The sequence below is a fragment of the Kitasatospora sp. NBC_01539 genome (assembly GCF_045040525.1).
Taxonomy (GTDB): domain Bacteria; phylum Actinomycetota; class Actinomycetes; order Streptomycetales; family Streptomycetaceae; genus Kitasatospora.
This window is the reverse complement of record NZ_CP109390.1, coordinates 8,658,435-8,684,373: the sequence shown is the minus strand read 5'-3', so window position 1 is coordinate 8,684,373 and position 25,939 is coordinate 8,658,435. Positions and strand designations below refer to the sequence as shown.

The following is a 25,939-nucleotide window of genomic DNA, read 5'->3' as shown; positions in this document are numbered from 1 at the left end:
GCCGGGCGCCCGGGCTCAGGCGCCGCGGGGCGGGCTGCCGCGTTCCGCTCCGCCGGCGACCTGCTGCTGCGGCAGGACCGTGCCGGGCGGCAGGCCCGCAGACCGGTCGAGCAGCCTGCGCCCGGTGAGCACGTACTGCACGAGGCAGCCGACGGCCACGACCGCCGCGCCGCCGACGGCGTCGAGCACCCAGTGGTTGGCCGAGGCGACGACGGCGAAGAGGGTGGCCGCCGGGTACAGCCAGGCGAGCCCGCCGAGGCCCCGGCGGCGGGTCGCGGCGTACACGCACAGCGCGCACCACAGCGCCCAGGCGATGTGCAGCGACGGCATCGCCGCGTACTGGTTGGTGAGCTCCGTCAGCGCGCCGAGCGGGGCGGTCGCGACGGTGCCGACCGGGCTGTCGCGCAGGCCGAGGCCGGGGGTCAGTCGGGGAGGCGCCAGCGGGTAGGCCCAGAACCCGGCCAGGGCGAGGCCGGTGGCGGTGAAGAGCACCGTCCGCGAGGTCCGGTAACGGGCCGGCCGCCACAGGTACAGCCAGACCAGCACCACCATCGGCACGATCAGGTGGAAGGACTTGTAGAAGGACAGCGAGAGGTCCAGCACCGCCGGCTCCCGCAGCGCCCAGCCGTTGAGCAGCCGCTCGGCGTCCAGGTGCAGCAGTTCCTCGGCCCGCAGCACCTGCCGGGCGTGGCCGACGGCCACCGCCGCGCGGTCCGGGGCCGCGTTGCGGATCCACGAGTACACGCCGTAGCCGACCTGGACGAACAGCAGCTCCAGCAGCGGGTTCGGCCGTGACACCGGGCGCAGCCCGCCGGGCAGCAGCGGCAGGTACGACCGGCCGAACGGGCGCGCCGGCGTCGGCCCCGGCCGCCGCCGCACCGACCAGAGCGGGTCGCCGGTCCGCCGGAACGGGAGCACCGCCGCCGCGGCGGCGGCCGTCAGCGCCGGGGCGTTGCGCAGCAGCAGGCCGGAGACGGGTTCGACGGTCGGGTCGAGGAGCGACGGCGGCAGCAGCGCGACGGTCGCCGCGACGACCGGCCACAGCGCACGGTCCTCCGGCCGCCGCCCGACCCGTCCGACGGCGGCGAGCAGCAGCCACGCCGAGCCGTCCGCACCGGCGCGCGGCGCCGCGAACGCCACCGCGCAGCCCGCCACCCCCAGGGCGAGCGGCCGCTGGAGGTCCGCGGCGAGGAGGCTCGCCCGCCGCAGCGCCAGGACGCAGACGGCCGTGCCGGCCATCGCCCAGAGGAGCAGCAGCGGGACGCCGTGCAGGTGCAGCTGGGCGAGCAGGCCCGGGACGGACCGGTTGTCCGGACCTGCGGCGGCCACGGAGTCGGCGGCCCTCCGCCAGCCGCGGGCGGACTCCGCGGGACGGGCCGCCCAGGCCGCCGCGTCCAGCGCGAGCGCCAGCGCCACCGCCCGCAGGGCCCGGCGCCGGGCGCGCCCGACGGCGAGCAGCACCGCGAACAGCACCAGCGCCGGCTGCAGGGCGACGGCCAGGCCGAGCGCCACGCCGCCCGGCAGCGGCCGGCGGCGGGCGGGGGCGAGGAACTCCGCCATCACCAGCGCCACGCAGCACAGGCCGACCACCGCGGCGCCGGGACGTTCCCGCAGGCCGGTGGCGACCAGGACGGCACCGGCCGCGAGCGTCCCCGTCACGCGCGGCAGCGGCAGTCCCTGCGGCGGATCCCGCGCGAGCAGGGCCCCGACCGCCGCCACGGCGGCGACGCCGGCCGCGGTGAGCACCGCCCGTGCGGCGGTGCCGGAGGCCCCGCCCAGCGCGCCCGCCGCGAGACCGGCCACCGGGCCGGACCAGGGCCCGCCCGTCGTGCCGCCGCCACGCGTCAGCGCCGACCACGTGAACGCCGCGGCCACCGCGAGGACGGCCGCCAGGCCGAGCCCGACCAGGGCGGCAGGGAGCGCGGCGCCGTTCCGGGACGCGGATGCCGGAAGGATGGGGCGCACCTCGCTCCTCCCGCCGCTGCCGTCCGTGCCGTCCCTGCCGACTCTCGGACGGCGGCGGCCCGGTCGCATCCGGTGGGCTGCCGGGCGGGTGGACGGCGCCGCGCGACGCCGGGGCTGGGGGCCGTGTGCGGCACGGGGGCCGGGGCCGTGTGCGGCACGGGGGCCGGGGCCGTGTGCGGCACGGTGCGCGGCGCGGGGGCTTCGGTGACGACGCGGGGAGGAACGCCGCCGCCGGCCCGGTGGAAGCCGGGCCGGCGGCGGGTGCGGGGCCGGGGGGTACCCCGCGGGAGGGCGCGGTGAGGGTGGGTCCGCGCCTGGTCGGTCACTCCCCCAGGGCGGCGCGGGCGTCGACGAAGGCGGCGACGGCCCGCTCCACGTCCGCGGTGGAGTGCGCGGCGGAGAGCTGGACGCGGATCCGGGCCTGGCCGTGCGGCACGACCGGGTACGAGAAGCCGATCACGTACACGCCGCGCTCCAGCAGCAGCTCGGCGAGGCGGCCCGCCTTCGCCGCGTCGCCGATCATCACCGGGGCGATGGCGTGCTCGCCGGGCAGCACGTCGAAGCCCTCGTCGGTCATCCGGCTGCGGAACAGCTTCGTGTTCGCGGCGAGCCGCTCCCGCAGGTCCGCGGAGCGCTCCAGCAGGTCGAGCACGGTCAGCGAGGCCGCCGCGATCACCGGGGCCAGCGAGTTGGAGAAGAGGTACGGGCGGGAGCGCTGGCGCAGCAGGGCGACGACCTCGCGGCGGGCGGCGACGTAGCCGCCGGACGCCCCGCCGAGGGCCTTGCCGAGGGTGCCGGTGATGATGTCGACCCGGTCCATGACCCCGTGCAGCTCGGGGGTGCCGCGGCCGGTCGGGCCGACGAAGCCGACGGCGTGCGAGTCGTCGACCATCACCATGGCGTCGTAGCGGTCGGCGAGGTCGCAGATCTCGCGGAGCGGCGCGATGTAGCCGTCCATGGAGAACACGCCGTCGGTGACGATCAGGCGGCGGCGGGCGTCCTGGCTGGCCTTGAGCTGCGCCTCCAGGTCGGCCATGTCGCGGTTGGCGTAGCGGTGCCGGCGGGCCTTGCAGAGGCGGATGCCGTCGATGATGGAGGCGTGGTTGAGGGCGTCGGAGATGACGGCGTCGCGGTCGTCGAGGAGGGTCTCGAAGACGCCGCCGTTGGCGTCGAAGCAGGAGGAGTAGAGGACCGTGTCCTCCTGGCCGAGGAACTGCGAGAGGCGCTCCTCCAGCTGCTTGTGCACGTCCTGGGTGCCGCAGATGAAGCGGACGGAGGCCATGCCGTAGCCCCAGCGGTCCAGCGCCTCCTTGGCGGCGGCGACCACGGCGGGGTGGTCGGCGAGGCCGAGGTAGTTGTTGGCGCAGAAGTTCAGCACCTCGCCGGGGCGCCCGCCGCCGGTCACAGTGACGGCGGCGCTCTGCGGCGAGCCGATGACCCGCTCGGGCTTGAAGAGGCCGGCCTCGCGGATCTCGTCGAGGGTCGCGGCGAGGTCGTCACGGACGTTGTCGAACATGTGCGGCTGCTCCTGAGGGTGTCAGACGGTCCAGTCGAGGATGACCTTGCCGCAGTTGCCGCCGGACGCCTCGTCGAAGGCGGCCTGGAAGTCGGCGGCGGCGTAGCGGCCGGTGATGACGGGGCTGAGGTCCAGGCCGCCCTCCAGCAGCACGGACATGGCGTACCAGGTCTCGAACATCTCGCGGCCGTAGATGCCCTTGATGGTGATCATCGAGGTGACGATGCGGGCCCAGTCGACGGGGAAGTCGTTCGCGGGCAGGCCCAGCATGGCGATGCGGCCGCCGTGGGTCATGTTGGCGATCATCGACTGCATGGCCTCCGGCCGGCCGGACATCTCCAGGCCGACGTCGAAGCCCTCGCGCAGGCCGAGCTGCCGCTGGCCCTCCTCGATGGTCTGCTGCGAGACGTCGAGGGCCAGCGTCACACCGACCTTGCGGGCGAGGTCCAGCCGGTACGGGGAGACGTCCGTGATCATGACGTTGCGGGCGCCGGCGTGCTTGGCGACCGCCGCCGCCATGATGCCGATCGGACCGGCACCGGTGATCAGGACGTCCTCGCCGACCAGCGGGAACGACAGCGCGGTGTGCACGGCGTTGCCGAACGGGTCGAAGATCGCCGCGACGTCGAGCTCCACCGGCACCCGGTGCACCCAGACGTTGGCGGCGGGCAGCGCCACGAACTCGGCGAACGCGCCGTCGCGGCCCACGCCCAGGCCGACCGTGTTGCGGCACAGGTGCCGGCGCCCGGCCAGACAGTTGCGGCACTTGCCGCAGACGAGGTGGCCCTCGCCGCTCACCAGGTCGCCGACCTCGATGTCGGCCACCGCCGCACCGGTCGCGGCGACCTCGCCGACGAACTCGTGGCCCAGCGTCAGGGGCGTCGTGATGGTCTGCTGCGCCCAGCCGTCCCAGTTGCGGATGTGCAGGTCCGTTCCGCAGATGCCCGTGCGGAGCACCTTGATGAGCACGTCGGAGGGGCCGATCTCCGGCATCGGGACGTCCACCAGCCAGAGCCCGGGCTCGGCCTTCTGCTTGACGAGTGCCTTCACGGCGAGCGCTCCTGACGCACGATGGAACGGAAGCCCGGCGAGGCAGGAACCGCCCCACCGGACACTGTGCAATCTGCCCGGTCGGAGCCCGTCCGGTCCATCGAGGAATTCTTAAGGGCGGTCACAGCTGGGCTGAACGATCGTCCCCGAGCCCCGCCCTAGACAGGCCCACGGCGTGCCGAGGCACACCCGGACGGGTGAGCGACCGCCGCCCCGGGCCCGTACGGGCCCGTACGGCCCCCTGCCCGGCCGCCGCCCCGGCGCCCATCCGCGCCCGGGGCACCCCCTGCCCCGCTACCGCACCGGGCCGGCGCCCGGTCCGCCGCTCCGCACGGCCGTGCCGTCCCGGCCGACCACCGCGGCCCGGCCCGGCACCGCACCCGGGCCGGGCGTCGTGCCCCGACCCCGTGCGGCATCCGGCCGCCCGGCCGCGGCCAGGGCCAGCCGCGCGAAGGCGCCGCCGGAGAGCCCGGCGAGCAGGGCGATCGCCAGGGCGATCGGCCGCTCCGGGGCGCCCCAGGAGTTCTCCAGGAACACCTCGCCCAGCAGGCCCAGCCGAGGATCCGCGAGCGTCCGGACGAGCAGCAGGCCGCCGACCGCCGCGAGCGCGCCGCCCACCGGGGCCAGCACCGGCACGCCCCGCGGCGAGGGCCGCTGCGACCGCACCGCACCGACGAGCGGCGACAGGAACCCGCCCAGGGCGCCGACCAGCAGTGCCGGCCCGTTCCCGAACACCAGGCCGACCACGAGCACGACGCCGAGCCCGGTCGTGGCGAGCCAGAGAGCGGCCCGCTGCTGCTCGTACTCCCGCTCGGCCGCACCGTCCTCGCGGTCGTCGAGCAGCTCGGTCGCGGCCACCAGCAGCGGACGGGCGGCGCCGCCCGGCGAGGTCGAGGCGGCCGCCAGCTCGGCGGCCAGCGACGCGTCCGCGGGGAGACCGGTGGCCACCAGCCGGAGCCGGACGGTGCGGACCCGCGCCTCGGTCTCCTCGCCCGCCTCCAGCAGCAGGAGCCGGCGCTCGGCACCGTGCAGCGAGCGCCACGCCGCGGCGAGCTTCGCCAGCGACATCGTCACCGCCGGGGCACCCGGCACCGCCCGGCCTGCCGTTCCGCGGCCCACCGGGCTCTCCGCACCGTTCAACAGGTCGGTCACGACGGCCAGTTCGGCTTCCCGGAGCGGATCACCGCCTGATCCGGCGGCCAGCACGGCGATCCGCGCCCGGCAGCTGCGGACGCGCGCCAGCAGTTGCCGGTGACGGGGGGCGGCGATCAGAAGCCGGCCGGCGAGCAGCGCGAAGCCCTGATAGCACGCACACACCAGCAGCAGTGCCCCCCGCCCGTCCCGCACCACTGCCTGCCACACCTGCGCCCCCTCGAAATGCCGTTGTCCGCCGCACCGTTGCCGCGGACCGTCGCCGAGCATCCTCCCGTATCCGGATCCCTCCGGAGGATTGATGCGGGAAAGATCCCCGGCGGGGTGCGCGCCGCGGTAGTGGGCCCTGAGCCCGGGGTCCGAGGGGCGGCCGCCCGGACGCGCGGCATGCCCGAAGCCTGCCGCCCCGGCGGGGCGGCAGGCAGCGGGAAATGCGGTCCGGCCTGCCCCCTCAAGCAGGCCGGACCGCGGCTCGGGGTGGGGTGCGTCAGGCTGCCGTGCAGGCCTTCCCGTTGAGGGTGAAGGCCGGTACGGCGGCGGGCGCACCGGACGCCTGGAACCCGAAGGAGGTGGAGGCCCCTGCGGCGATGCCGGCGTTGTAGCCGGCGTCCTTGGCGGTGACGGCGCTGCCTGTCTGGGCCACCGTCGCGCTCCAGGCGTTGGTGATCTTCTCGGCGCCCTGGAACGTCCAGGCCAGCGTCCAGCCGGAGACCGGCGCGGACCCGGTGTTCTTCACCGTGACGTTCGCGGTGTAGCCGGTGCCCCAACTGCTCGCGATCGCATAGGTGACGGCGCAGCCACCGACCGGAACGCTGGGGCTCGGCGACGGCGAGGAGGACGGGCTGGGCGAAGGCGAAGGGGACGGCGAAGGCGAGGGCGACGGCGAGGAGGACGGGGAGGACGAGGGCGAGGCCGACGGCGACGGGGACGGCGTGGAACCGTCCGGCAGGGCGCCCCACTGCTTCACACCGCCGTCGAGCAGCACGAGGTGCGTGGTGTCGACGGGCGGGGAGCTCGGGTTGGTCTCGATGCCCTGGTACGACCAGTCGTTGGTGGGGTCCCACGCGCCGGAGGAGGCGATCCGGAACTGCACCTCCTTGCGGTACGCCGACTGGCCCGCCGGTGCGATCACCGTGTTGGAGCAGTCGATCGACACGTAGTAGACCGAACCCGCGTACTGGGTGGGCCCGCTGACGGCCCCGCACTGGTTGTAGTTGGTGGTCACGGTGAGCTGGCTCGGGCTGACACCGGGTTCGAGCGTGAAGTAGTAGCGCAGTTCGGCGCGCTTCATCGCACGGGCCGGCCACGCCGACTTGTTGATGAGGTACGCCTTGACCTCGGTGAAGGTCGTCCCGGTGGTGTTCAGCGACGCCTGCACGGACATCTCGGGCCCGTCCGGGGCCTCCTTCGTCGGGAACGACGCCAGCGTGGTGCCGCCGTACTCGGTGTAGAGGCGGGCCAGCGCCCCGGTGAAGGCCGCGTTGTAGTCGGTCGCGACCTCGTTGTTGGTGTAGTTGCCGCGGTCGTCGGTGTAGGTGTCGTCCGGCGAGCTCGGGCCCCCGACGAGGGCGCCGACGAGCAGGTGGCGGCTGTTGACGGGGCTGGTGAGCTGGTCCGTCCAGGAGCCGTGCGCGGTGCGGTGGTGCGGGTTCTTCGGGGAGTTGTCGCCGAAGCCGATCAGGTAGCTGGACTTGCGCGGGTTGTCGCCGAGCGCGTAGTTGATCTGCCGGACGGCGAAGTCGTGGTACCGGGCCTTGCGGGTGGCGTCACCGGTCAGGCCGTCGGAGTAGACGAGCGCGGCGAAGGCCGTGTTGGCGGCGTAGCGCAGCGAGCCCCACGAGTCGAGGACGGCCTCGCCGCCGGGCGAGTACCGCACCTTCGCGCCGTCGACGCCGACGGTCCACCAGTCGAGCCAGCGGTTGGTGTCGTCGATGTACTGCTGCTTGCCGGTGAGCTGGGCCAGCAGGACGTACGCGCCGTACGACTTGTCGTCCCACGCGATGGTCCACTTGTAGGAGCGGGTGGTCGACTGCGGCTCGGTGGAGAGGCCGGCGTAGGCCGCCTCTGCCTTGGCGAGGTAACTCGCGTCCCCCGTGGCCTTGTAGAGCCAGATCGCGCCCCAGACCAGCTCGTCGTTGTAGCCGCTCCAGGAGTTGTAGTAGTCCTTGGCGTCGGTGATGCAGTCCGAGTACTTGCCGCGGTAGGTGTCGGCGAAGGTGTAGAGCTGCTTGGCGTGCGTCAGCAGGGTGGCTGCGTACGCCGGGTCGCTGTCGGCGAAGACCATGGACGAGGAGGCCATCGCGGCGGCCGTCTCGCCGGCGAGGTCGGAGCCGGGGCAGGAGGCGTCGATCTTGTACGACGGCCGGGCCATCGGCAGCACCTCGGCCGGTCCCCACCAGGCGTGGTCCTTGGTGCCGTTGCCCACCTGGCCGTAGAGGACGTTGGGGGCGGGGTGCGCCTTGATGAAGTAGTCGTTGACGAAGCGCAGGTTGTTCTTGAGGTACTGCATCTGCCCGGAGGCGGTGTAGCCCTGCTTCTGGGAGATGCCGCCCCACGCCAGCATGGTGGTCGAAGCGGCCATCGGCAGGCCGAACTTGACGTGGTCGCCGGCGTCGTACCAGCCGCCGGTCAGGTCGAGGCCGGCGTCCTTGCCGTCGTCGAGCGCGGAATTGCCGCGCCAGGAGACCCGGTTGGTGGCGGGGAGCGTTCCCGACTGCTGGGCCTCGTAGAAGAGCACCGACTTCTGCAGCGCCTCCGCGTAGTTGAAGGCGGGGGTGGCCGCCTGCGCTGCGGAGTGGAGCGGCAGCAGGAGGCCCGCGGCGAGCGCCCCCGCGAGGGCGAACCCGGCCACGCCGCGGTGCACCCTGCCGCGCCGGGGCGCGGCGGGCTGCTCGGACAGCAGGCGGGCCGGGACGGACCGGCCGGGTGGGGGTGCGGCGGGGTACGACATGGCGTCCTTCCGGGACGGCGGGGGCGGGAGCGCCCGGCGGAGGGACGCGGCTCGCGGCGCCGGGCGGTGGTGGGGCACGTGGGTGCGGCGGTGGGGGATGCAGCAGTGGGGGATGCAGCGGTGGGGGTACGGGGTGAAGTGGTGCGGGCGCAGGGGGGTTGCGCGGGGTGCGGTGGGGGTGGGGGCAGGGGGGTGTCCGGGCATGCCGGACGGGCCGGGCAGGGGGTGGGGCCGTACGGGGGGTGGGGGGCGTACGGGTGACGGCACAACGGGGCGGCCGGCTGCCACGGGGGTGGGAGCAGCCGGTCTACCTGCCCAAACATCGTGGGAGCGCTCCCACTTCGGTACGGGAGAGTGCGCCTTCGGACGGTCGGGCGGTGCGGTCCATGGTCGCGGCGGGGGCGTGGCCGTGTCAATGAGGAACGCAGCACCGGAATCACGGAGTTGCGCCCGCCGCTCCGGCCGCCCGCGGTGGCGGGCGGCCGGCGCCGGCTCAGCGGAGGACCTCCGCGAGGTCGTACGAGAGCGGCTCCTCCAGCTGCCCGTAACCGCAGTCGGACGGCTCCCGGTCTGGCCGCCACCGGCGGAACTGCGTCGTGTGCCGGAAGCGCGTGCCCTCCATGTGGTCGTACGCCACCTCGACCACCCGCTCGGGGCGCAGCGGCACCCAGGAGAGGTCCTTGGTGCCCGTCCAGCGGCTGACCGCGCCGGGCAGCCGGGAGGAGGCCTGGGCGCTCTCGTCCGCCCAGGCCGCCCACGGGTGGCCGGCCAGGTCGTCGAGGCGCAGCGGGGCCAGCTCCTCGACGAGTTCCCGGCGGCGGGCCATGGGGAAGGACGCGCACACCCCGACGTGCTGGAGCCGGCCGTCGTCGTCGTGGAGGCCGAGCAGCAGGGAGCCGACGACCGGCCCGCTCTTGTGCTCGCGGTAGCCGGCGAGCACGCAGTCGGCCGTCCGCAGGTGCTTGATCTTGAAGAGGGTGCGTTCGTTCGGCGCGTAGGGCGCGTCCAGGGGCTTGGCGACGACGCCGTCCAGTCCGGCGCCCTCGTACTGCGCGAACCAGGTGCGGGCGACGTCGATGTCCGTGGAGGCCGGGGCCACGTGCACCGGCGCGCCGGCGCCGGCGAGGGCCGTCTCCAGGGCGGCTCGGCGCTCGCCCAGCGGGAGGTCCGCGAGCGCGGTGCCGTCGAGGGCGAGCAGGTCGAAGGCGACGAAGGCCGCCGGGGTGCGCTCCGCGAGGGCGCGGACCCGCGAGGCCGCGGGGTGGATGCGCTCCAGCAGTTCCTCGAAGCGCAGCCGGCCGTCCCTGGCGATCACGATCTCGCCGTCCACCACGCAGCGGGCGGGCAGCTCGCGGCGGAAGGCCTCCACCAGCTCGGGGAAGTACCGGGTGAGGGATCTGGTGGTGCGGCTGCCGATCTCGATCTCGTCGCCGTCGCGGAAGACGATCGCGCGGAAGCCGTCCCACTTGGCCTCGTACTGCATGCCCGGCGGGATCTCGGCCACGGGCTTCGCGAGCATCGGCCGGACGGGCGGCATCATGGGAAGGTCCATGGTGCGATCCTCGCCGCAGGCCCCGCGGCCCGCGCGCCGGATGCCTCGGCCCCGCCTAGCGTGGGGCCATGGGCTCAGCAGTGGAACTGGACGTGGACGGCAGGGCCGTGCGCCTCTCCAGCCCGGACAAGGTGTACTTCCCGGCACGCGGCTACACCAAGCGCGACGTCGCCGAGTACTACCTGGCGGTCGCGCCGGGCGTGCTGCGCGGCCTGCGTGACCGGCCGACGACCCTGCAGCGCTTCCCGGACGGGGTGGAGGGCGAGTTCTTCTACCAGAAGCGCGCCCCCCGGGGCCTGCCGGAGTGGCTGGAGACCGCCCGGATCTCCTTCCCCAGCGGCCGGAGCGCCGACGAGATCTGCCCGGCCGAGCCGGCCGCCGTGCTGTGGGCCGCCAACCTGGGCTGTCTGACGTTCCACCCGTGGCCGGTGCGGCGCACCGACACGGAGCACCCGGACGAGCTGCGCATCGACCTCGACCCGCAGCCGGGCACCGACTTCCACGACGCCGTCCGGGCCGCGCACGAGCTGCGGGCGCTGCTGGAGGAGCTCGGGCTGCGCGGCTGGCCGAAGACCTCGGGCGGCCGCGGGCTGCACGTGTACGTACCGGTGGAGCCGCGCTGGACGTTCACCGACTGCCGGCACGCCGTCATCGCGCTCGGCCGGGAGCTGGAGCGCCGCATGCCGGGCCGGGTCACCACCGCGTGGTGGAAGGAGGAGCGCGGCGAGCAGATCTTCGTCGACTACAACCAGATGGCGCGGGACCGCACCATCGCCTCGCCGTACTCGCTGCGCGCCCGCCCCGAGGCGACGGCGTCCGCGCCGCTGCGCTGGGAGGAGCTCGACGACGTGGTGCCGCTCGACTTCGACCTGCGGACGGTGCCCAAGCGGTTCGCCGAACTCGGCGATCTGCACGCCGACATGGACGACCACGCGTTCGACCTGACGCCCCTGATGGAGCTGTACGCGCAGCAGGACTCCGGCGACCTGCCCTACCCGCCCGACCACCCGAAGATGCCGGGCGAGCCGATGCGGGTGCAGCCGAGCCGGGCGAAGAAGGACTGACCGCGGGGCGCACCGGCCGGCGGTCGGCCCGGTCGGCCCGCCGGGTGGTGCGCCCGGCCCGGGGCCCGTTCATCCGCGGATCGCGGCGAGGAGCGCCTCGGCGGTCCAGTGTCCGGTGGCGCCCGGGCGGCTGCTCAGGTAGGCGGCGGCCCGCTCGGCCGGCCAGCCGTGGGACTCGGCGAGGCCGGCGGCGATGGCGCGACAGTAGACGGCGGTGGGCGCGCCGAGTTCGGCCGTGGCGGAGCCGCCGGGAGCGGTGAGGGTGAGCACCGGGTGGCCGTCCAGGGTGCCGGCGCAGAGCAGGGTCTCGTAGCGGCCCGGCCCGAGCCGCAACCGGCCGTCGCGGTAGGCCGTCGCGAGATCGGGGAGGGGATCCGGCGCGGGGCCGTCCCCGGGGGTGCGGTGCATCTCCTGCGCGGCGATGTCGAGGAGTTGACCGTACGTCAGGAGATAGGCCCTGGCCGGTAGTTCTCCGGCCGCGGCCGGGTCGAGGAACGCCATGCCCCCACCCCAGACCCGGGACCGGCGGGCGAAGTAGAGCGCCCCGGGCAGCAGGACGGGCAGGTCGGCCGCGGGCGGGCGGGCGTCGCGACAGCCCGGGTGGACCCGGGTGCTGCCGGGCAGCCGGCCGCCGGAGAGGTAGAGGCCGAGGCGGGCACGCCGCAGGTTGGAGCCGTACGCGGCGTACCAGACCGGCAGGTCGGGGGTGGCGGCCCGGCCTGCTTCCGGCACGCCGGGGCGCGGCCCGGGGCGGCGGGGCGTGGGGGTGCGCATGGCCGGAGAGTGTGCGGGGCCGGGCCGCCGGGGCCCGGCTACGCCCCCAGCACCACCCCGGCGACCAGCTTGGCAAGCGCCGCAGGCTGGTCGATCATCAGCATGTGACCGGCGTCCGGCACGGTGACCAGGGTGATCTGCGGCCCGGCCGCCAGCTCGGCCCGCTCCTCGTCCGTCAGCCCGATCTCGTCGCGGTCGCCGCGGACCACCCAGGCGGGCACGCCGGACGCCCGCAGCCGGGGGGCGAGCGAACCGTAGCGGTCGAGGTGGTCGAAGAAGTGCTGGACGATCCTGCGGCAGACCGCCGGATCGTTCTTCCGCAGGTCGGCGATGAACGCCTCCCGCCGTCCCTCGGGCAGTTCGCCCTCCATCATCCGCGGGGTCAGCCGCATCGCAGCCGCCCAGGTCGCGCCGCCCAGCCCGGGAATCCGCCCCAGGCGGTCGATGACCGTGAGGTCACGCGCCTCGTCCGGCCGGGAGATCGAGGGCGACAGCAGCACCACCGGCCCGGGGGCGTGCCCGGCGGCCGCCATCTCCAGCGCGATGTTCGCGCCCAGGCTGTGGCCGACCACCGTCGTGCAGCCCCGCTCCGCGCCGAACCGGCCCAGCAGCGCCGCGTAGTTCTCCATGCCGAGGTCCTGCGGGGCCGTGGTGCCGGCGAACCCCGGGACGGTCACCGCCACCATCCGCACGGGCGCGTCGGCCAGCGCCGGGTCGGCCGCCATGTCGTCGAACACCGCGGTGCTGCACAGCGCGCCGGGCAGGAGCAGCACCCGGTGCGGGGCGTCGGCGGGACCGTACTCGTGCACGTCCCACGCGTCGAACTCCTCGATCCCGCTCACGTCCTGACCTCCGCCTCCGGGGTGTACCGTCCCCGCAGTCTGCGGCCTCCGCGCGGACGAACCGGAGAGCTTGGTCCGAACGCGGCATGTCGGACCGGCCGACCCGCCCGTGCCGCGTCAGCACCGGGCGCCCGCGAGGCGCACCACCCAGGCCCGCTGCTCGTCGGTGTCCGGCACCGCGAGCCCGCGGGCGCGTGCCGGCCGTCCCCGCATCCGCCGCGACCGGCGGCCGTGGCCCTACGGCCGCGCGGCCGCCGGAGCGGGAGCGGGCACCGCGAGGACCTGCCCGGTGCGGGCGGCACCGGCGGCGGCCGGGCCGTTCCACTCGGCGGCGGTGATGTACAGCGTCGGGCTGCCGTCCGGGCCGCCGAGGGCGCACGAGAAGCAGCCGCGGTCGACCTCGACGGTCTGCAGCACCTCCCCGCCCTCCCGCACGCGGACGCAGCGGCGGTTGGGCACGTCCGCGTACCAGAGCGCACCCTCGGCGTCGAGGGCGACGCCGTCGGGTGCGGAGCCCTCGATCCGCGCCCACGTGCGGCGGTTCACCAGGCCGCCGTCGGCGGCGATGTCGAAGGCGGTGATGCAGGCCGCGTACGACTCGGCGAGGAGCAGCACGGCGCCGTCCGGCGTGACGGCCATGCCGTTGGGGAAGGCGACGTCACGGGCGACGGTGCGGGCGGTGCCGTCCGCGGCGATCCGGGCGACGAGACCGGCGGCCGGGGCCTCGCCGGACATCAGGTCGAAGCCGATGCAGTTGGCGTACGCGTTGCCGCGGCCGTCCGCCGCGACCTCGTTCCACGGGCGGTCGCACAGGGCCCGGAGCTCCGCGAACGGGGTGAGGGTGCCGTCGGGCCCGCGGTGCAGGAGGCGGCGGTCGCCGCCGGCGAGGAGCAGCAGGCGGCCGTCGGGCAGCGGGTCGATGCAGAACGGGAAGGAGTCGATGCCGCCGGCCGTCTCGCGGGTGCCGTCCGCGGTGACGGTGAGGAGCTCCCGGGCGCCCCAGTCGCAGACCCAGAGGCGCCCGTCGTGCCAGCGGGGCGATTCGCCGAGGACGAGGCCGTCGAGGAGGACGCGGGGTTCGGGCACGGCGGGCTCCTCGGTCGTCCGGCTGACGCCCCATCATGACGAAGCCCTCCGGGGGGTGGAAGGATTCCTCGGGGGCGGCGTGTCGGCCGCCCGTGGTCCGAGGGAGAGGTGCTCGCGTTGTCCGCAGACGCCGTCGTGGTCGGTGCCGGAGTGATGGGTGCCTCGATCGCCCTGGAGCTGGCCCGGTCGGGCCGCCGGGTGGTGGTGGTCGACAAGGCCGGCGGGATCGGCCACGGGTCGACCTCGGCATCCAGCGCCGTGGTGCGCTTCAACTACTCGACCTGGGCCGGGGTGGCGACCTCGTGGGAGGCGCGGTCGCACTGGGTGCACTGGCGCGAGCACCTGGGCGTGCCGGCCGGCACGGACGGGCTCGCCCGCCTCGTGCCGTGCGGCCTCGCGCTGCTGGACGTCGACGTGCTGCCGCGCGACCGCTTCCTGCCGTCCTTCGACCGCGCCGGGGTGCCGTACGAGGAGTGGGACGCCGCCGGGCTCGCCCGCCGGGTACCGGGTCTGGACCCCGGCCGGCACTGGCCGCCCCGGCGGCTCTCCGACGAGAGGTTCTGGGCGGAGCCGGAGGCGTCGCTGGGCGCGGTGTTCACCCCCGACGCGGGCTACGTCACCGACCCCCAGCTCGCCGCCGCGAACCTCGCGGACGCCGCCCGGCGCCTCGGCGCGGAGTTCCGCCTGCGGCGCACGGTCACCGCGATCGACCGGACCGGCGACCGGGTCCGCGCCGTCCGGCTCGACGACGGCAGCGTGATCGCCACTCCCGTCGTGGTGAACGCGGCCGGCCCGTGGTCCACCCGGGTCAACGAACTGGCCGGTGTCGGAGGCGACTTCGCCGTCGGGCTGCGTCCGCTGCGGCAGGAGGTGCACCGGGTCGCGGCGCCACCCGGCTGGAACGGCATCGCGCTCGCCGACGTCGACCTCGGCGTCTACCTGCGGGGCGACTCCGGCGGCGGCCTGCTGGTCGGCGGCACGGAACCGGAGTGCGACCCGCTGCACTGGGTGGACGACCCGGACGCGGTCGACCACCGGGTCACGGGAGCGGTGTTCGAGGCGCAGGTGACCCGGGCGGCCCGGCGGCTCACCGGCCTGTCCGTGCCGAACCGGCCGAGCGGCGTCGTCGGGGTCTACGACGTGGCCGACGACTGGACACCGGTCTACGACCGGACCGATCTGCCGGGCTTCTTCGTGGCGATCGGCACGAGCGGCAACCAGTTCAAGAACGCGCCGCTCGTGGGGGCCTTCCTGCGCGCCCTGGTCGACCACGCGGAGGACGGCAAGGACCACGACACCGATCCGGTGCACCTCCGGGGCCCGTACACCGGAGCGGAGATCGACCTGTCGGCGTTCTCCCGGCTGAGGCCGGGCGGTGCGGGCAACTCCGGTACGGTCATGGGCTGATGCGGCGGCCGGGACGGTCCACCGGGGCCGGGCCTGCCGAGCCCGTCCGGACGGCCGGGGCCGTCGGGCCCGCAGCGGCCGCCCCGCCCTGCCGGGCCGGGCGGCGGCCGTGGTATCCAGGCAGGATGACGATCTCCGGGCCGGACGCGGCACCCTTCGATGCCGTGCTGTGCGACATCGACGACGTGATCCGCTTCTACGACGTCACGGAGGTGACCCGGCTGGAGCACGCCGCGGGCCTGCCGGTCGGCAGCACGGCGGCGGCGGGCTTCGCGCCGGAGCGGGGCCGCCCGCTGGTGCTCGGCCGGCTGACGAAGGACGCGTGGGTGGGGGCGACGGCCGCCGCGCTCGCCGACCGGGTGCCGCACGACCGGGCCGTCGAGCTGGCCGCGGCGTTCGCCGGGGCGCCGTTCCGCGCCGAACCCGGGGCGGTCGGCCTGCTGCGCCGTGCGCGCGAGCACTGCCCGGTGCTGCTGGTCACGAACGGCACGCCGTGGCTGGACGAGGACCTGGCCCGGGTGGGCCTGGACGGCCTCGCGGACGACGTCGTCAACAGCTCCCGGGTGGGCGTCGCCAAGCCGGACCCCGGGATCTACCTGATCGCCGCGGCGCGGGCGGGGGTCGACCCGGCCCGCTGCCTGTTCGTCGACGACCGGGCGGAGAACGTGCGGGCCGCCGCCGCGCTCGGGATGGCCACGGTGCACTACCACGGCCCGGCCGACCTCCGGGCGGCGCTGGCCCCGCTGCTGGGCCCCGCCGTGGAGGCGCCCACCGGGCCGTGACCCGTCATGGCGGTGACCGGTCACGGGCCGTGCCCCGTCGCGGCCCGGGCCGTTCGGCGGCCGGGTCAGCCCTGCGGTCGGGTCGCCGCGATGATGCGTACGGCGTCGGCGATCTGCGCGTCGGTCAGGTCGCCGCGGGCGGTGAGGCGCAGCCGGGAGATGCCGTCCGGCACCGACGGCGGCCGGAAGCAGCCGACCGCGAGGCCCGCGGTACGGCAGTCCGCGGCCCAGCGGACGGCGGCCTCGGGGCCCGGGGCACGGACGGAGACCACGGCGGCGTCCGGGGTGGAGGCGTGCAGCCCGGCGGCGGTGAGCAGCGCGGAGAGCCGGTGCGCGACCTCGCGGGCGCGGTCGGCGCGGCCGGGCTCGGCGCGCAGCAGGCGCAGCGCGCCGAGGGCGGCGCCGGCGGCGGCCGGGGCGAGTCCGGTGTCGAAGATGAAGGTGCGGGCCGTCTCGGCGAGGTGCCTGATGACGCGTCGGGGGCCGAGGACGGCGCCGCCCTGTGCGCCGAGCGACTTGGAGAGGGTGACGGTCGCGACGGTGTCGGGCTCCCCCGCGAGGCCTGCCGCGGCGAGCGCGCCGCGCCCGCCAGGGCCGACGACGCCGAGGCCGTGCGCGTCGTCGACGAGCAGCGCGGCCCCGTGGGCGCGGGCGGCGGCGGAGAGGTCGGCGATCGGCGCGGCGTTGCCGTCGACGGAGAAGACCGAGTCGGAGACGACCAGGGCGCGCGGATGCCGGCGATCGGCCAGCACGGCGCGGACGGCGTCGGGGTCGGCGTGCGGCGCGCGGTGCACGTCGCTGCGGGCGAGGCGGCAGCCGTCGATGAGCGAGGCGTGGTTGTACGCGTCGGAGACGATCAGGGTGTCGGGGTCGGTGAGCGCGGTCAGTGCGGCGAGGTTGGCGGCGTAGCCGGAGGAGAGCACGAGGGCGGCCTCGAATCCGCAGAACGCGGCGAGCTCGTCCTCGAGTTCGGTGTGCAGCGCGGTGGTTCCGGTGACCAGGCGGGAGCCGGTGGCGCCGCCGCCCCAGCGCAGCGCGGCGTCGGCGGCGGCGCGGGTGACGGCGGGGTGGCGGACGAGTCCGAGGTAGTCGTTGCTCGCGAGGTCGAGCACGGGGTCGTCGGCGGGGCGGCTGCGCAGGGTGCGGGTGAGTCCGGCGCGGGCGCGGAGGTCGGCGGCCTCGTCCAGCCAGTCGAAGACGGCGGTCGGCGTGCGGGTCGGCTGCGGCGCGGTGGGGTGGACCATGGCCGCACTCTGGCATGCGCCGGCGAGGGGCGGCAACGTGCGCCTGCGCACACGCGGCGCCGGTGCGGGGTGCGCGCGTAGACTCCCCCGACCGGCGGGGCCGGGCGGGCGGTGCCCGGCCGGTGGGGCCCGGCCGGTGGAGGGAGACCTGGTGGACGACGGCCGCCTGACGGTGCGGGACGTGCTGGCGCTGGAACTCGTCGCGCCGTGGGGGGCGGAGGTGGCGGCCTGCCCGGCCCTGCTGGACCGGCCGGTGCGGTGGCTGCACGTGGCGGAGGCCGCGGACGTCGCGGTGATGCTGACCGGCGGGGAGATGGTGCTGACGACGGGTCTGCTGCTGGCGGGTGACGAGCAGGCGCAGACCGCGTACGTCGAGTCGATGCGGGAGGCCGGCGCGGCGGCCGTGGTGCTGGGGCTGGGCCGGGCGTTCTCGACCACTCCGGAGGCGATGCGGCGGGCGGCGCAGCGGTGCGGGGTGCCGCTGGTGGTGCTGCACCGCCCGGCGTCGTTCGCGCGGCTCACCGAGGAGGTGCACGCGAGGCTGCTGCACGGCCGGTACGCCGCGCTCGACCTGTCGGACCGGCTCGGCGGCTCGCTGTCGGCGCTGAACCTGTCGGGGGTGCCGTTGCAGCGGCTCCTCGACGAGATCGCCGGGTACGCGGGCTGCCCGGCGGTGGTGGTGAACCTGGCGCACCGGGTGCTGGCGTCGGCGGGTGAGGCCGCGGCGCTCGGCGACCTCCTGCGCGACTGGGAGCGGGTCTCGCGGCAGGTGTCCGAGCTGCGGGGCAACGGTCCGGTGACGCTCGGCCCGGACGGCTGGATCACGGCGCGGCTGGAGGCGCGCGGGCGCCAGTGGGGGCATCTGGTGCTCTTCGGCCACCAGGGCGGCGAGGAGACCGGCCGGGTGCTCGGGCGGCGGGCGGCGGAGGCGCTGGCGGTGCACCGGTTGCTCGGCGACCGGGAGATCGGCCGGCAGCGCGGCTGGGAGGACCAGGCGGCGGAGGCCCTGCTGAGCGACCTCGCCTCGGGCACGGTGCACCCCGAGCAGTTGCTGCCGAGGCTCCGGGCGGCCGGGCTGCCCACCGAGCGCCGCACGCTGGTGCCGGTGGTGCTGCGGCTGCCGTCCGGTGACGGCGCGGCGGGCGGCACGGTGTGCGGTGCGGCGCGGCGGGCGCTGGAGGAGGAGTCGCTGGCCGGGCTGGTCGCCCGGATCGGACCGGACGGCACGGTCGCGGTACTGGTCGGCGTGCCGCCGGGGCGGAACGCCGACACGGAGGTGGACCGGCTCGCCGTGCGCCTGCAGGAGCGGGCGCCGGGGGCGGTGATCGGGGCCGGTTTCGGCTGCCTGGTGCTGGACGAGGTGCGCAGGTCGTTCCTGGAGGCGGTGCACGTCGCGGACGCCGCGGTGGCGGGTCCGCCGTCGGGTCCGGTGGCGCGCCTGCGGGACGTACGGCTGCGCGGCCTGGTGCGGCTGCTGCGGGACGAGCCCGAGCTGCAGGCGTTCATCGGCCGGGAGCTGGGGCCGCTGCTGCGGCACACGGAGCTGCTGGACGTGCTGCGCACCTACCTGCGGACCGGCCGCAACAAGTCGCTGGCCGCGCAGGAGCAGCACGTGAGCCGCCCGGCGCTCTACCGGCGGCTGCAGAGCATCGAGGCCCTGCTCGGCATCGACCTGGCCGACCTGGAGCAGCTGACCTCGCTGTACGTGGCGCTGCTCGCGCACGACGCGCAGCGCGGGCCGTAGCGGGCGCCGCCGCCGGTGCCGTGGCGGGCGCCGGGCGGCGTCCGTGCAGGCGGGCGCGGGTGGACGGGGTGGTCCGTCCGCGGCGCCCGGGGGTTCGGGACCGGCCCCCGGCGGGTAAAGTCCGGGCAAAGAACCGGGCGCCGGGCAACGGGCACGCGCTGCCGGGAGTCGTCGCGGTCCCGGAGGGGAACGCCGTACTCGTCGGCCGGCGACCACCGGCCGCCCGGCGCAGCACGGCACGCACAGAGCGGAAGGGTGACGCACCCGATGACGGTGAACCTCGGCAAGGGCCAGAAGGTCGACCTCGGCAAGCCCGGAGGGGGCACGCTGGAGGTGGTCCGGATGGGCCTCGGCTGGCAGGCCGCTCCCCGGAAGGGCTTCTTCGCGAAGCTCATGGCCCGCGACATCGACCTGGACGCGTCCGCGGTGCTCTTCGCCGGGCGCGAGCCGGTGGACGTCGTCTACTTCCAGCACCTGACGAGCTCCGACGGCTCGGTGCGGCACAGCGGCGACAACCTGACCGGCGGCGCCGGCCAGGGCGCCGACGACGAGACGATCACGGTGAACCTGACCCGCGTGCCGAAGAAGGTCGACCAGATCGTCTTCACCGTGAACTCCTTCACCGGCCAGACCTTCCAGGACGTGCAGAACGCCTTCTGCCGGCTGGTCGACGACTCCACCGGCCAGGAGCTCGCCCGCTACACCCTGACCGGCGGGGGCACCAGCACGGCGCAGATCATGGCGAAGGTGCACCGGTCGAACGGCGGCTGGCAGATGACGGCGATCGGCGCCCCCGCCGACGGGCGGACGTTCCAGGACGTCATCCCCGCCATCGAGCCGCACCTCTGACGGCGGACCTCCGCGCGGGTCCGCCGGGCCCGCGCGCCCTCGCGGGCGCAGGCTGTCAGTAGGGCCGGGAGCCCGCGAGGACGGCACGGCGAAGGCGGTGGCGATGGACGGCGGCGGGCCCGAGACCACCGCGGCACCCGGCACGCCGCCGTCCGGCCGCGCGCCCTGGCCGCCGATCGACCTGCTCGCCAGGATCCGGCGCGATCCCCGCCACATGCCCGAACGGGCCGCGCTCTTCGCCGTCGACCGGATCGGCGCGGAGTCGTCCGAGCGGCTCGCCCGGCTGCGGCGCTCCGGGAGTCCCCGGCGGGAGGTCCTGGAGACGGTCGTCGCCCACGGGGTCCGGACGGCCGTGGTCGACGGCGCCTTCGTCGGCGGACCGTTCATCGCGCTGGTGCCCACGGCCTTCTGCGCGGCGCTGCTCGCGCAGGGCCGGATGGTGATGGAGATCGGCGAGCTGTCGGGCCGTCCCGCCACCGATCCGGCGCGGGCCGCCGACCTGCTGTTCCTGCAGGGCGTGTACCCGACGGTCGAGGAGGCGCGGCGGGCGCTCGACGCCCTGCCGCCGGACGACGGACCAGCCGGACCGCCCGGACCGCCCGGACCGCCCAGAGCAGCCGAACCGCCCGGACCGCCCGAGGAGCCACCGCGGCTGTCCCTGCGGGAGTGGGGGCGGGTGGTCGTGCGGATGGCGTACGTGCTGGGCGTCGTCACGCCCTCCGCCCCGGGCCCCGCGCCCGGGCCGCGCCCGGGCCGGTACCTGCGCTGGGTGGCCGTCGCCCTGCTGGTCGCCGTGGGGGTCCTGCTGCCGTTCGTCTGGGTGCCGGTGCTGGGGTTCGCCTACCGTTCGGCGACGCTGCGGCTCGCCGAACGCGCCATCACGCACTTCGGCGCCTCCCCCGGGGACGAGGACGAGGACGCAGCCGACGCCGCGGAGGGCGGACGGCCCCGGCGCGGCCGGGTGCGGCCGCTCGCCCTGCTGGTGGCGCTGCGGACGCTCGCCGCGCTGCTCCTGCCGTTCGCGGCCGCCGTCCTGCTGGTGGTGAGCGGCGGCCGGGTCGCCGGACACCGGTGGCTGGCCGTCGGCGCCGGGCTGGTGGCCGTCTCACTGATCTCCTGCGTGGTGTGGCGGTTCCGCCAGTGGCGGCGCACGTCGGGGCGCGGCCGCCCGGCGGCCGGGCTCACGCCGGGGGCGGGCCCTCCGCCGCGGTGATCTCCTGCTCCGTCCAGATCACCTTGCCGTCGGGGGTGTAGCGGCTGCCCCAGCGGCTGGTGAGCTGGGCGATGAGGAAGAGTCCGCGGCCGCCCTCGTCGGTGGGCCGGGCGCGACGCAGCCGCGGCTGGGTCTGGCTGGGGTCGGAGACCTCGCAGATCAGCCGCTCGTCCCTGATGAGGCGCAGCACGATCGGCCCGCCGGCGTAGCGGATGGCGTTGGTGACGAGCTCGCTGACGATGAGCTCGGTGGTGAAGACCAGGTCGTCGAGGCCCCAGGCGGTGAGCTGCGCGGCGGCGGTGGAGCGGGCGTCGGCGACGGCGGCCGGGTCGACCGGGAACTCCCGGCTCAGGACGGAGCCCTCGGGCAGGGTGCGCACCCGGGCCAGCAGCAGGGCGAGGTCGGTGCCGGGCGGGTCGGTGAGGATCCGGGTGAGCACCTCGCGGCCGAGGCCGGCGACGGGGGCGGCGGGCTGCGCGGCGTCCCGCAGGGCGTCACCGAGCATCCGCACGGCCTTGTCCTCGTCCGCCCCGGCGCGTTCCAGCAGGCCGTCGGTGAAGAGCGCGAGCAGCGTGCCGGGCGGCACGTCGACGCTCACGGGCTCGAACGGGGCCGCGCCGGCACCGAGCGGCGGTCCGGGCCGCAGGGCGAGCGGGGCGGCGGGCCCGTCGGGGGTGGCGACGACGGGCGGCCGGTGGCCCGCGGAGGCCGCGGTGCAGGTGCCGTCGGAGGGGTCGTAGACGGCGTACAGGCAGGTGGGTCCGTCGACCGGCTGCGGCAGCCCGTCGGCGCGCAGGTGCAGGGCGAGGTCGTCGAGGTGGGTGAGGAGTTCCTCCGGCGGCAGGTCGAGGTCGGCGAGGGTGCGGACGGCGGTGCGCAGGCGGCCCATGGTGGCGGTCGCGTCGAGTCCGTTGCTGCGGGCGTCGCCGACCACGAAGGCGACCCGGGCGGACGACAGCGGGATCGCGTCGAACCAGACGCCGGAGATCTGCGCGGACGTGCCGGCGGGCACGTAGGTGCCGGCGGTCTGCGCCGCGCCGACGTCCAGCAGCGGGCGGGGCAGCAGGCTCTCCTGGAGGTTCTGCACGAGCTGGTGCTCGCGGGTGTAGCGGCGGGCGTTGTCGATGCTGAGGGAGGCGCGTGAGCCGATCTCGCCGACCAGGGTGGCGTCGTCCGCGTCGAACGCGGGGCGGTCCGCGGTGCGCCAGAGGCCGAGCGCGCCCAGCACCAGGCCCCGGGCCTGCAGCGGCAGCACGAGGAAGCTGCTGGCGCCGTCGGGCAGCAGGAGCCGCTCCCGGTCGGTCTGCCCGGCGACGGCACGGCGGAGCTCGCCCATGTCGGCGATCCGCGGCAGGCCGCTGCGCAGGTAGTCGCTCTCGCGGGCGCGGACCCGGATGGTGGCGCCCGGCGGGTGCACCTCCTCCGGCCAGGTGCCGTCCGCGGAGGCGACGGCGGCCCGGCGCAGCGGCGCGTCGATGAGGAACTCGCCGGGCTCCTCGCCGCGCAGCACGACCTCGGTGAGGTCGACCGAGGCCAGGTCGGCGACGGCGGGGACGAGCGCCGCGACGAGTTCCTCCGCGCAGCGGGTGACGTCGAGGGAGCGGCCGATGCCCCGGGCCGCCTCGTCGATGACGTCGATGCGGCGCTGGGCGGTGTGCTGGGCGGTGACGTCGGCGAAGCTCAGGAGGGCGCCGACGATGCGGCCCGCCGGGTCGCGCATGGGCATGGCCGACAGGGACAGGATGCGTTCGTCGCCGGGGTCGCGCCGCAGCCGGACGGGCCGCACCCAGTCGTTGAAGGGCTCGCCGGTCGCGACGACGGCCGCCACCCGGGCCTGGATCCCGGCCGCGTCGGCGGGCAGCAGCACGCTGTCGAGCCCGGCCCCGGGGCGGGCCGGGTCGGGCTGCGGGGTCAGGTTGGCGCGGACGAGGCGCAGGTCGGTGTCGAGGACGAGCAGGCCGATCCGGGTCTGGCCGAACAGCGCGGCGAGCAGCGCCCGCTCGTGCTCCCGGTGGCGGGCGGCGGCGGTGGGGGCGAGGTGCACGAGGGCGAGGGCGCCGTCGGGGCCGTGCAGCGGCCGGATGCGGAGCCGGACGGCCACGGCGAAGCCGTCGCGGTGGCGCAGGACGGCGTCGGCACCCGTCCGGGCGGTGTCGTCGGCGGGCGGCGGCCACGGGGTGCCGGGCGGGAGGAGCAGGTCCTGGACGGGGCGCCCGCACAGCTCGGCGGGGGCGCGGCCGAGCAGCGCGCCGGCGGCGGGGCTGCAGGCCGTGATCCGGGCGCCTTCGTCGACCACCAGGGTGGCCTCGCCGTGCGACGGCGGGGCCGTGTGCTGTGAGCCGTTGTGCATCCGCGGATCCTCCACCGGCCGGAGTCCCCCCGCTGCCCGCCCCCGGACACCATTGAACACCCGGGGGCGTGGCGTGCGCCGGGCGGAGGCGCGGCGCCGGGGCCCGCCGGTCAGGGGCCGCCGGGCGCCGGGGCGGGGCGGTCCGGCGCGGTGCCGCCGGGGCCGGGCAGCGCGGCCAGGGCGGCTTCCAGCCAGTCGATCCAGTGGCTCTCCAGCCCGAGCCCGGCCTGCAGCACGACGTGGTGGAGCCGGCTCGCCTCGTCGGTCCGCCCGGGCGGGAAGTCGCGGAGCTCGATGGCGCGGTACTCCTCCAGCTGCGCCCGGTGCAGGTCGAGGTGGCGGCGGAGCTCGCCGGTCAGGGCGCCGCCGGTGCCGGTGGCGGCGGCGGCCCGCAGCCGCAGCAGGAGGGGGTCGCGGGCGGGCTTGGGGTCCTGCGGTTCGGTGATCCACGCGGCGAGCGCGGTGCGGCCCGCGGGGAGCACCTCGTACTCCTTGCGGCGGCCGCGGCTGGGCGGCTGGGGGACGGCCCTGATCAGGCCGTCCGTCTCCAGCCGCCCGAGCTCGCGGTAGATCTGCTGGTGCGTGGCGGACCAGAAGTAGCGGATCGACTTGTCGAAGCGCCGTGTCAGCTCCAGCCCCGAGGACGGCTTCTCCAGCAGGGCGGTGAGGATGGCGTGCGGCAGCGACATGGGGTCGATCCTAGGGCGCGGCGCGCGGCCCTCCGGCGCGTCCTCCGCTCAGGAGTCCAGGGCCTCCCCCACCAGGGCGCGGGCCTCCTCCTGCACCCGGGCGAGGTGCGCCTCGCCGTGGAAGCTCTCCGCGTAGATCTTGTAGACGTCCTCGGTGCCGGAGGGACGTGCGGCGAACCACGCGTTCTCGGTGCAGACCTTGAGGCCGCCGATGGCGGCGCCGTTGCCGGGGGCCTCGGTGAGGACGGCGGTGATGGGCTCGCCGGCGAGGCTGTCGGCGCGCACCCGGCTCGGCGAGAGCTTCGCGAGGACGGCCTTCTGCGCGCGGTCGGCGGGAGCGTCGACGCGGGCGTAGGCGGGGGCGCCGAAGCGGCCGGTGAGCTCGCCGTACAGCTCGGACGGGGTGCGGCCGGTGACGGCGGTGATCTCGGAGGCGAGCAGGGCCAGCAGGATGCCGTCCTTGTCCGTCGTCCAGACGCCGCCGTCGCGGCGCAGGAACGACGCGCCGGCCGACTCCTCGCCGCCGAAGGCGACGGTGCCGGAGAGCAGGCCGTCGACGAACCACTTGAAGCCGACGGGCACCTCGACGAGCTCCCGCTTCAGGTCACCGGCGACCCGGTCGATCATCGAGGAGGAGACCAGGGTCTTGCCGATCCCCGCCTCGGCGGGCCAGTCGCGGCGGTGCCGGTAGAGGTAGTCGATGGCGACGGCGAGGTAGTGGTTGGGGTTCATCAGCCCGCCGTCGGGGGTGACGATGCCGTGCCGGTCCGCGTCGGCGTCGTTGCCGGTGGACACCGTGTAGGCGTCCTTGCGGCCGATCAGGGAGGCCATCGCGTACGGCGACGAGCAGTCCATCCGGATCTTGCCGTCCCAGTCGAGCGTCATGAAGCGCCACGCCGGGTCGGTGGCGGGGTTGACGACGGTGAGGTCGAGGCGGTGCGTCTCCGCGATCCGGCCCCAGTACGCGACGGAGGCGCCGCCGAGCGGGTCGGCGCCGATGCGCACGCCGGCCGCCCGGACGGCGTCGAGGTCGAGCACGGCCGGGAGGTCGTCGGTGTAGGTGCCGAGGAAGTCGTACCGGCCGGTGGTGTCCGCGGCCAGTGCCCGCGCGTACGGCACCCGGTGCACGCCCTTGAGGCCGGCCTCGATGAGGGCGTTGGCGCGGTCCTGGATCCAGCCGGTCGCCTCGGACCCGGCCGGGCCGCCGTTCGGCGGGTTGTACTTGAAGCCGCCGTCGGCCGGCGGGTTGTGCGAGGGGGTCACCACGATGCCGTCCGCCAGCCGCTTCGGCGCGGAGCGGTTGTGGGCGAGGATCGCGTGCGAGACCGCCGGGGTGGGCGTGTAACCGTCTGAGGTGTCGAGCAGCACGGTGACGCCGTTCGCGGCGAGCACCTCCAGCGCGGTGGCGCGGGCGGGCTCGGAGAGCGCGTGGGTGTCGATGCCGAGGAAGAGCGGCCCGGTGGTGCCCTGGGCGGCCCGGTACTCGCAGATCGCCTGGGTGGTCGCGGCGATGTGGTCCTCGTTGAAGGCGGTGGCGAGCGAGGAACCGCGGTGCCCCGAGGTGCCGAACGCGACCCGCTGGCCCGGCTCGGCCGGGTCGGGGTGCAGCGTGTAGTAGGACGTCACCAGCCGGGCCACGTCCACCAGGTCCTGCGGGGCGGCGGGCTCCCCGGCTCGTACGTGCACCATCTCTTCGCTCTCCTCCTCGAC

Annotated in this window: 19 protein-coding genes; 6 read left to right on the top strand and 13 right to left on the bottom strand. The window is 75.9% G+C overall.

Annotated features, from left to right (window positions below; all coding sequences use genetic code 11):
• Nucleotides 1–15 precede the first annotated feature (15 nt).
• The 6 genes from OG335_RS37580 to OG335_RS37555 all read right to left on the bottom strand — a co-directional run bounded on the left by OG335_RS37580 (nucleotide 16) and on the right by OG335_RS37555 (nucleotide 10,185).
• The gene (locus tag OG335_RS37580; protein ID WP_405009383.1) at nucleotides 16–1,965 is read right to left on the bottom strand and encodes a phosphatase PAP2 family protein; all 1,950 of its coding nucleotides are present in this window, start codon (nucleotides 1,963–1,965) and stop codon (nucleotides 16–18) included.
• 322 nt (nucleotides 1,966–2,287) lie between these two features.
• Entirely contained in the window at nucleotides 2,288–3,481 is a 1,194-nt protein-coding gene (locus tag OG335_RS37575) for a glycine C-acetyltransferase (RefSeq protein WP_405009384.1), read from the bottom strand.
• A 21-nt stretch (nucleotides 3,482–3,502) separates the two neighbouring features.
• Entirely contained in the window at nucleotides 3,503–4,531 is a 1,029-nt protein-coding gene (gene tdh, locus OG335_RS37570; RefSeq protein ID WP_405009385.1) for an L-threonine 3-dehydrogenase, read from the bottom strand.
• Nucleotides 4,532–4,825: 294 nt separating this feature from the next.
• Nucleotides 4,826–5,893, bottom strand: coding sequence for a hypothetical protein (locus OG335_RS37565; RefSeq protein ID WP_405009386.1), 1,068 nt, complete (start codon nucleotides 5,891–5,893; stop codon nucleotides 4,826–4,828).
• 277 nt (nucleotides 5,894–6,170) lie between these two features.
• Nucleotides 6,171–8,633 carry a glycoside hydrolase family 9 protein gene (locus OG335_RS37560; RefSeq protein ID WP_405009387.1) on the bottom strand — a complete coding sequence of 821 codons (2,463 nt, stop codon included), beginning with the start codon at nucleotides 8,631–8,633 and terminating at the stop codon, nucleotides 6,171–6,173.
• 493 nt (nucleotides 8,634–9,126) lie between these two features.
• Nucleotides 9,127–10,185, bottom strand: coding sequence for an ATP-dependent DNA ligase (locus tag OG335_RS37555; RefSeq protein WP_405009388.1), 1,059 nt, complete (start codon nucleotides 10,183–10,185; stop codon nucleotides 9,127–9,129).
• A gap of 80 nt (nucleotides 10,186–10,265) precedes the next feature.
• On the opposite strand from OG335_RS37555, the gene ligD reads away from it, so the two are divergent.
• A complete protein-coding gene (ligD, locus tag OG335_RS37550) occupies nucleotides 10,266–11,249 on the top strand; it encodes a non-homologous end-joining DNA ligase (RefSeq protein ID WP_405015293.1) in 984 nt (327 codons plus the stop codon).
• A gap of 69 nt (nucleotides 11,250–11,318) precedes the next feature.
• Here ligD and OG335_RS37545 read toward each other — a convergent pair whose 3' ends face one another.
• The 3 genes from OG335_RS37545 to OG335_RS37535 form a co-directional block, all read right to left on the bottom strand.
• Nucleotides 11,319–12,023: a histone deacetylase gene (locus OG335_RS37545; protein ID WP_405009389.1), complete on the bottom strand. Its 705-nt coding sequence runs from the start codon at nucleotides 12,021–12,023 to the stop codon at nucleotides 11,319–11,321.
• Nucleotides 12,024–12,061: 38 nt separating this feature from the next.
• The gene (locus OG335_RS37540; protein WP_405009390.1) at nucleotides 12,062–12,865 is read right to left on the bottom strand and encodes an alpha/beta fold hydrolase; all 804 of its coding nucleotides are present in this window, start codon (nucleotides 12,863–12,865) and stop codon (nucleotides 12,062–12,064) included.
• A gap of 237 nt (nucleotides 12,866–13,102) precedes the next feature.
• A complete protein-coding gene (locus OG335_RS37535) occupies nucleotides 13,103–13,951 on the bottom strand; it encodes an SMP-30/gluconolactonase/LRE family protein (protein WP_405009391.1) in 849 nt (282 codons plus the stop codon).
• Nucleotides 13,952–14,068: 117 nt separating this feature from the next.
• Here OG335_RS37535 and OG335_RS37530 point away from each other — a divergent pair, with 117 nt between their 5' ends.
• Together OG335_RS37530 and OG335_RS37525 are read left to right on the top strand one after the other, a co-directional pair.
• Nucleotides 14,069–15,358 (top strand): NAD(P)/FAD-dependent oxidoreductase, encoded by a 1,290-nt coding sequence (locus OG335_RS37530; RefSeq protein WP_405015266.1) that lies wholly within the window; start codon nucleotides 14,069–14,071, stop codon nucleotides 15,356–15,358.
• Nucleotides 15,359–15,483: 125 nt separating this feature from the next.
• A complete protein-coding gene (locus OG335_RS37525; RefSeq protein WP_405009393.1) occupies nucleotides 15,484–16,140 on the top strand; it encodes an HAD family hydrolase in 657 nt (218 codons plus the stop codon).
• A 65-nt stretch (nucleotides 16,141–16,205) separates the two neighbouring features.
• On the opposite strand, the gene OG335_RS37520 is transcribed toward OG335_RS37525, so the two are convergent.
• A complete protein-coding gene (locus OG335_RS37520; RefSeq protein WP_405009394.1) occupies nucleotides 16,206–17,384 on the bottom strand; it encodes an 8-amino-7-oxononanoate synthase in 1,179 nt (392 codons plus the stop codon).
• 151 nt (nucleotides 17,385–17,535) lie between these two features.
• Between OG335_RS37520 and OG335_RS37515 the strand changes: the two genes are divergently transcribed.
• The 3 genes from OG335_RS37515 to OG335_RS37505 all read left to right on the top strand — a co-directional run bounded on the left by OG335_RS37515 (nucleotide 17,536) and on the right by OG335_RS37505 (nucleotide 21,190).
• Nucleotides 17,536–19,128, top strand: a complete 1,593-nt coding sequence (locus tag OG335_RS37515) for a PucR family transcriptional regulator (protein WP_405009395.1) — start codon at nucleotides 17,536–17,538, stop codon at nucleotides 19,126–19,128.
• Between the two features lie 267 nt (nucleotides 19,129–19,395).
• Nucleotides 19,396–19,977, top strand: a complete 582-nt coding sequence (locus OG335_RS37510) for a TerD family protein (RefSeq protein ID WP_405009396.1) — start codon at nucleotides 19,396–19,398, stop codon at nucleotides 19,975–19,977.
• 103 nt (nucleotides 19,978–20,080) lie between these two features.
• Nucleotides 20,081–21,190 (top strand): hypothetical protein, encoded by a 1,110-nt coding sequence (locus OG335_RS37505; protein ID WP_405009397.1) that lies wholly within the window; start codon nucleotides 20,081–20,083, stop codon nucleotides 21,188–21,190.
• On the opposite strand, the gene OG335_RS37500 is transcribed toward OG335_RS37505, so the two are convergent.
• The 3 genes from OG335_RS37500 to pgm all read right to left on the bottom strand — a co-directional run bounded on the left by OG335_RS37500 (nucleotide 21,159) and on the right by pgm (nucleotide 25,918).
• Nucleotides 21,159–23,540 (bottom strand): SpoIIE family protein phosphatase, encoded by a 2,382-nt coding sequence (locus OG335_RS37500; RefSeq protein ID WP_405009398.1) that lies wholly within the window; start codon nucleotides 23,538–23,540, stop codon nucleotides 21,159–21,161. The genes OG335_RS37505 and OG335_RS37500 overlap by 32 nt on opposite strands.
• Before the next feature lie 110 nt (nucleotides 23,541–23,650).
• Entirely contained in the window at nucleotides 23,651–24,229 is a 579-nt protein-coding gene (locus tag OG335_RS37495; protein ID WP_405009399.1) for a PadR family transcriptional regulator, read from the bottom strand.
• 48 nt (nucleotides 24,230–24,277) lie between these two features.
• Nucleotides 24,278–25,918 carry a phosphoglucomutase (alpha-D-glucose-1,6-bisphosphate-dependent) gene (pgm, locus tag OG335_RS37490; protein WP_405009400.1) on the bottom strand — a complete coding sequence of 547 codons (1,641 nt, stop codon included), beginning with the start codon at nucleotides 25,916–25,918 and terminating at the stop codon, nucleotides 24,278–24,280.
• Nucleotides 25,919–25,939: the final 21 nt, after the last annotated feature.

Coding starts and splice junctions, on each gene's coding strand:
- OG335_RS37575 (WP_405009384.1), bottom strand. CDS start 3,481: ATGTTCGACAACGTCCGTGACGACCTCGCCGCGACCCTCGACGAGATC.
- OG335_RS37560 (WP_405009387.1), bottom strand. CDS start 8,633: ATGTCGTACCCCGCCGCACCCCCACCCGGCCGGTCCGTCCCGGCCCGC.
- OG335_RS37555 (WP_405009388.1), bottom strand. CDS start 10,185: ATGGACCTTCCCATGATGCCGCCCGTCCGGCCGATGCTCGCGAAGCCC.
- OG335_RS37545 (WP_405009389.1), bottom strand. CDS start 12,023: ATGCGCACCCCCACGCCCCGCCGCCCCGGGCCGCGCCCCGGCGTGCCG.
- OG335_RS37525 (WP_405009393.1), top strand. CDS start 15,484: ATGACGATCTCCGGGCCGGACGCGGCACCCTTCGATGCCGTGCTGTGC.
- OG335_RS37520 (WP_405009394.1), bottom strand. CDS start 17,384: ATGGTCCACCCCACCGCGCCGCAGCCGACCCGCACGCCGACCGCCGTC.
- OG335_RS37510 (WP_405009396.1), top strand. CDS start 19,396: ATGACGGTGAACCTCGGCAAGGGCCAGAAGGTCGACCTCGGCAAGCCC.
- OG335_RS37505 (WP_405009397.1), top strand. CDS start 20,081: ATGGACGGCGGCGGGCCCGAGACCACCGCGGCACCCGGCACGCCGCCG.
- OG335_RS37500 (WP_405009398.1), bottom strand. CDS start 23,540: ATGCACAACGGCTCACAGCACACGGCCCCGCCGTCGCACGGCGAGGCC.
- OG335_RS37495 (WP_405009399.1), bottom strand. CDS start 24,229: ATGTCGCTGCCGCACGCCATCCTCACCGCCCTGCTGGAGAAGCCGTCC.
- pgm (WP_405009400.1), bottom strand. CDS start 25,918: ATGGTGCACGTACGAGCCGGGGAGCCCGCCGCCCCGCAGGACCTGGTG.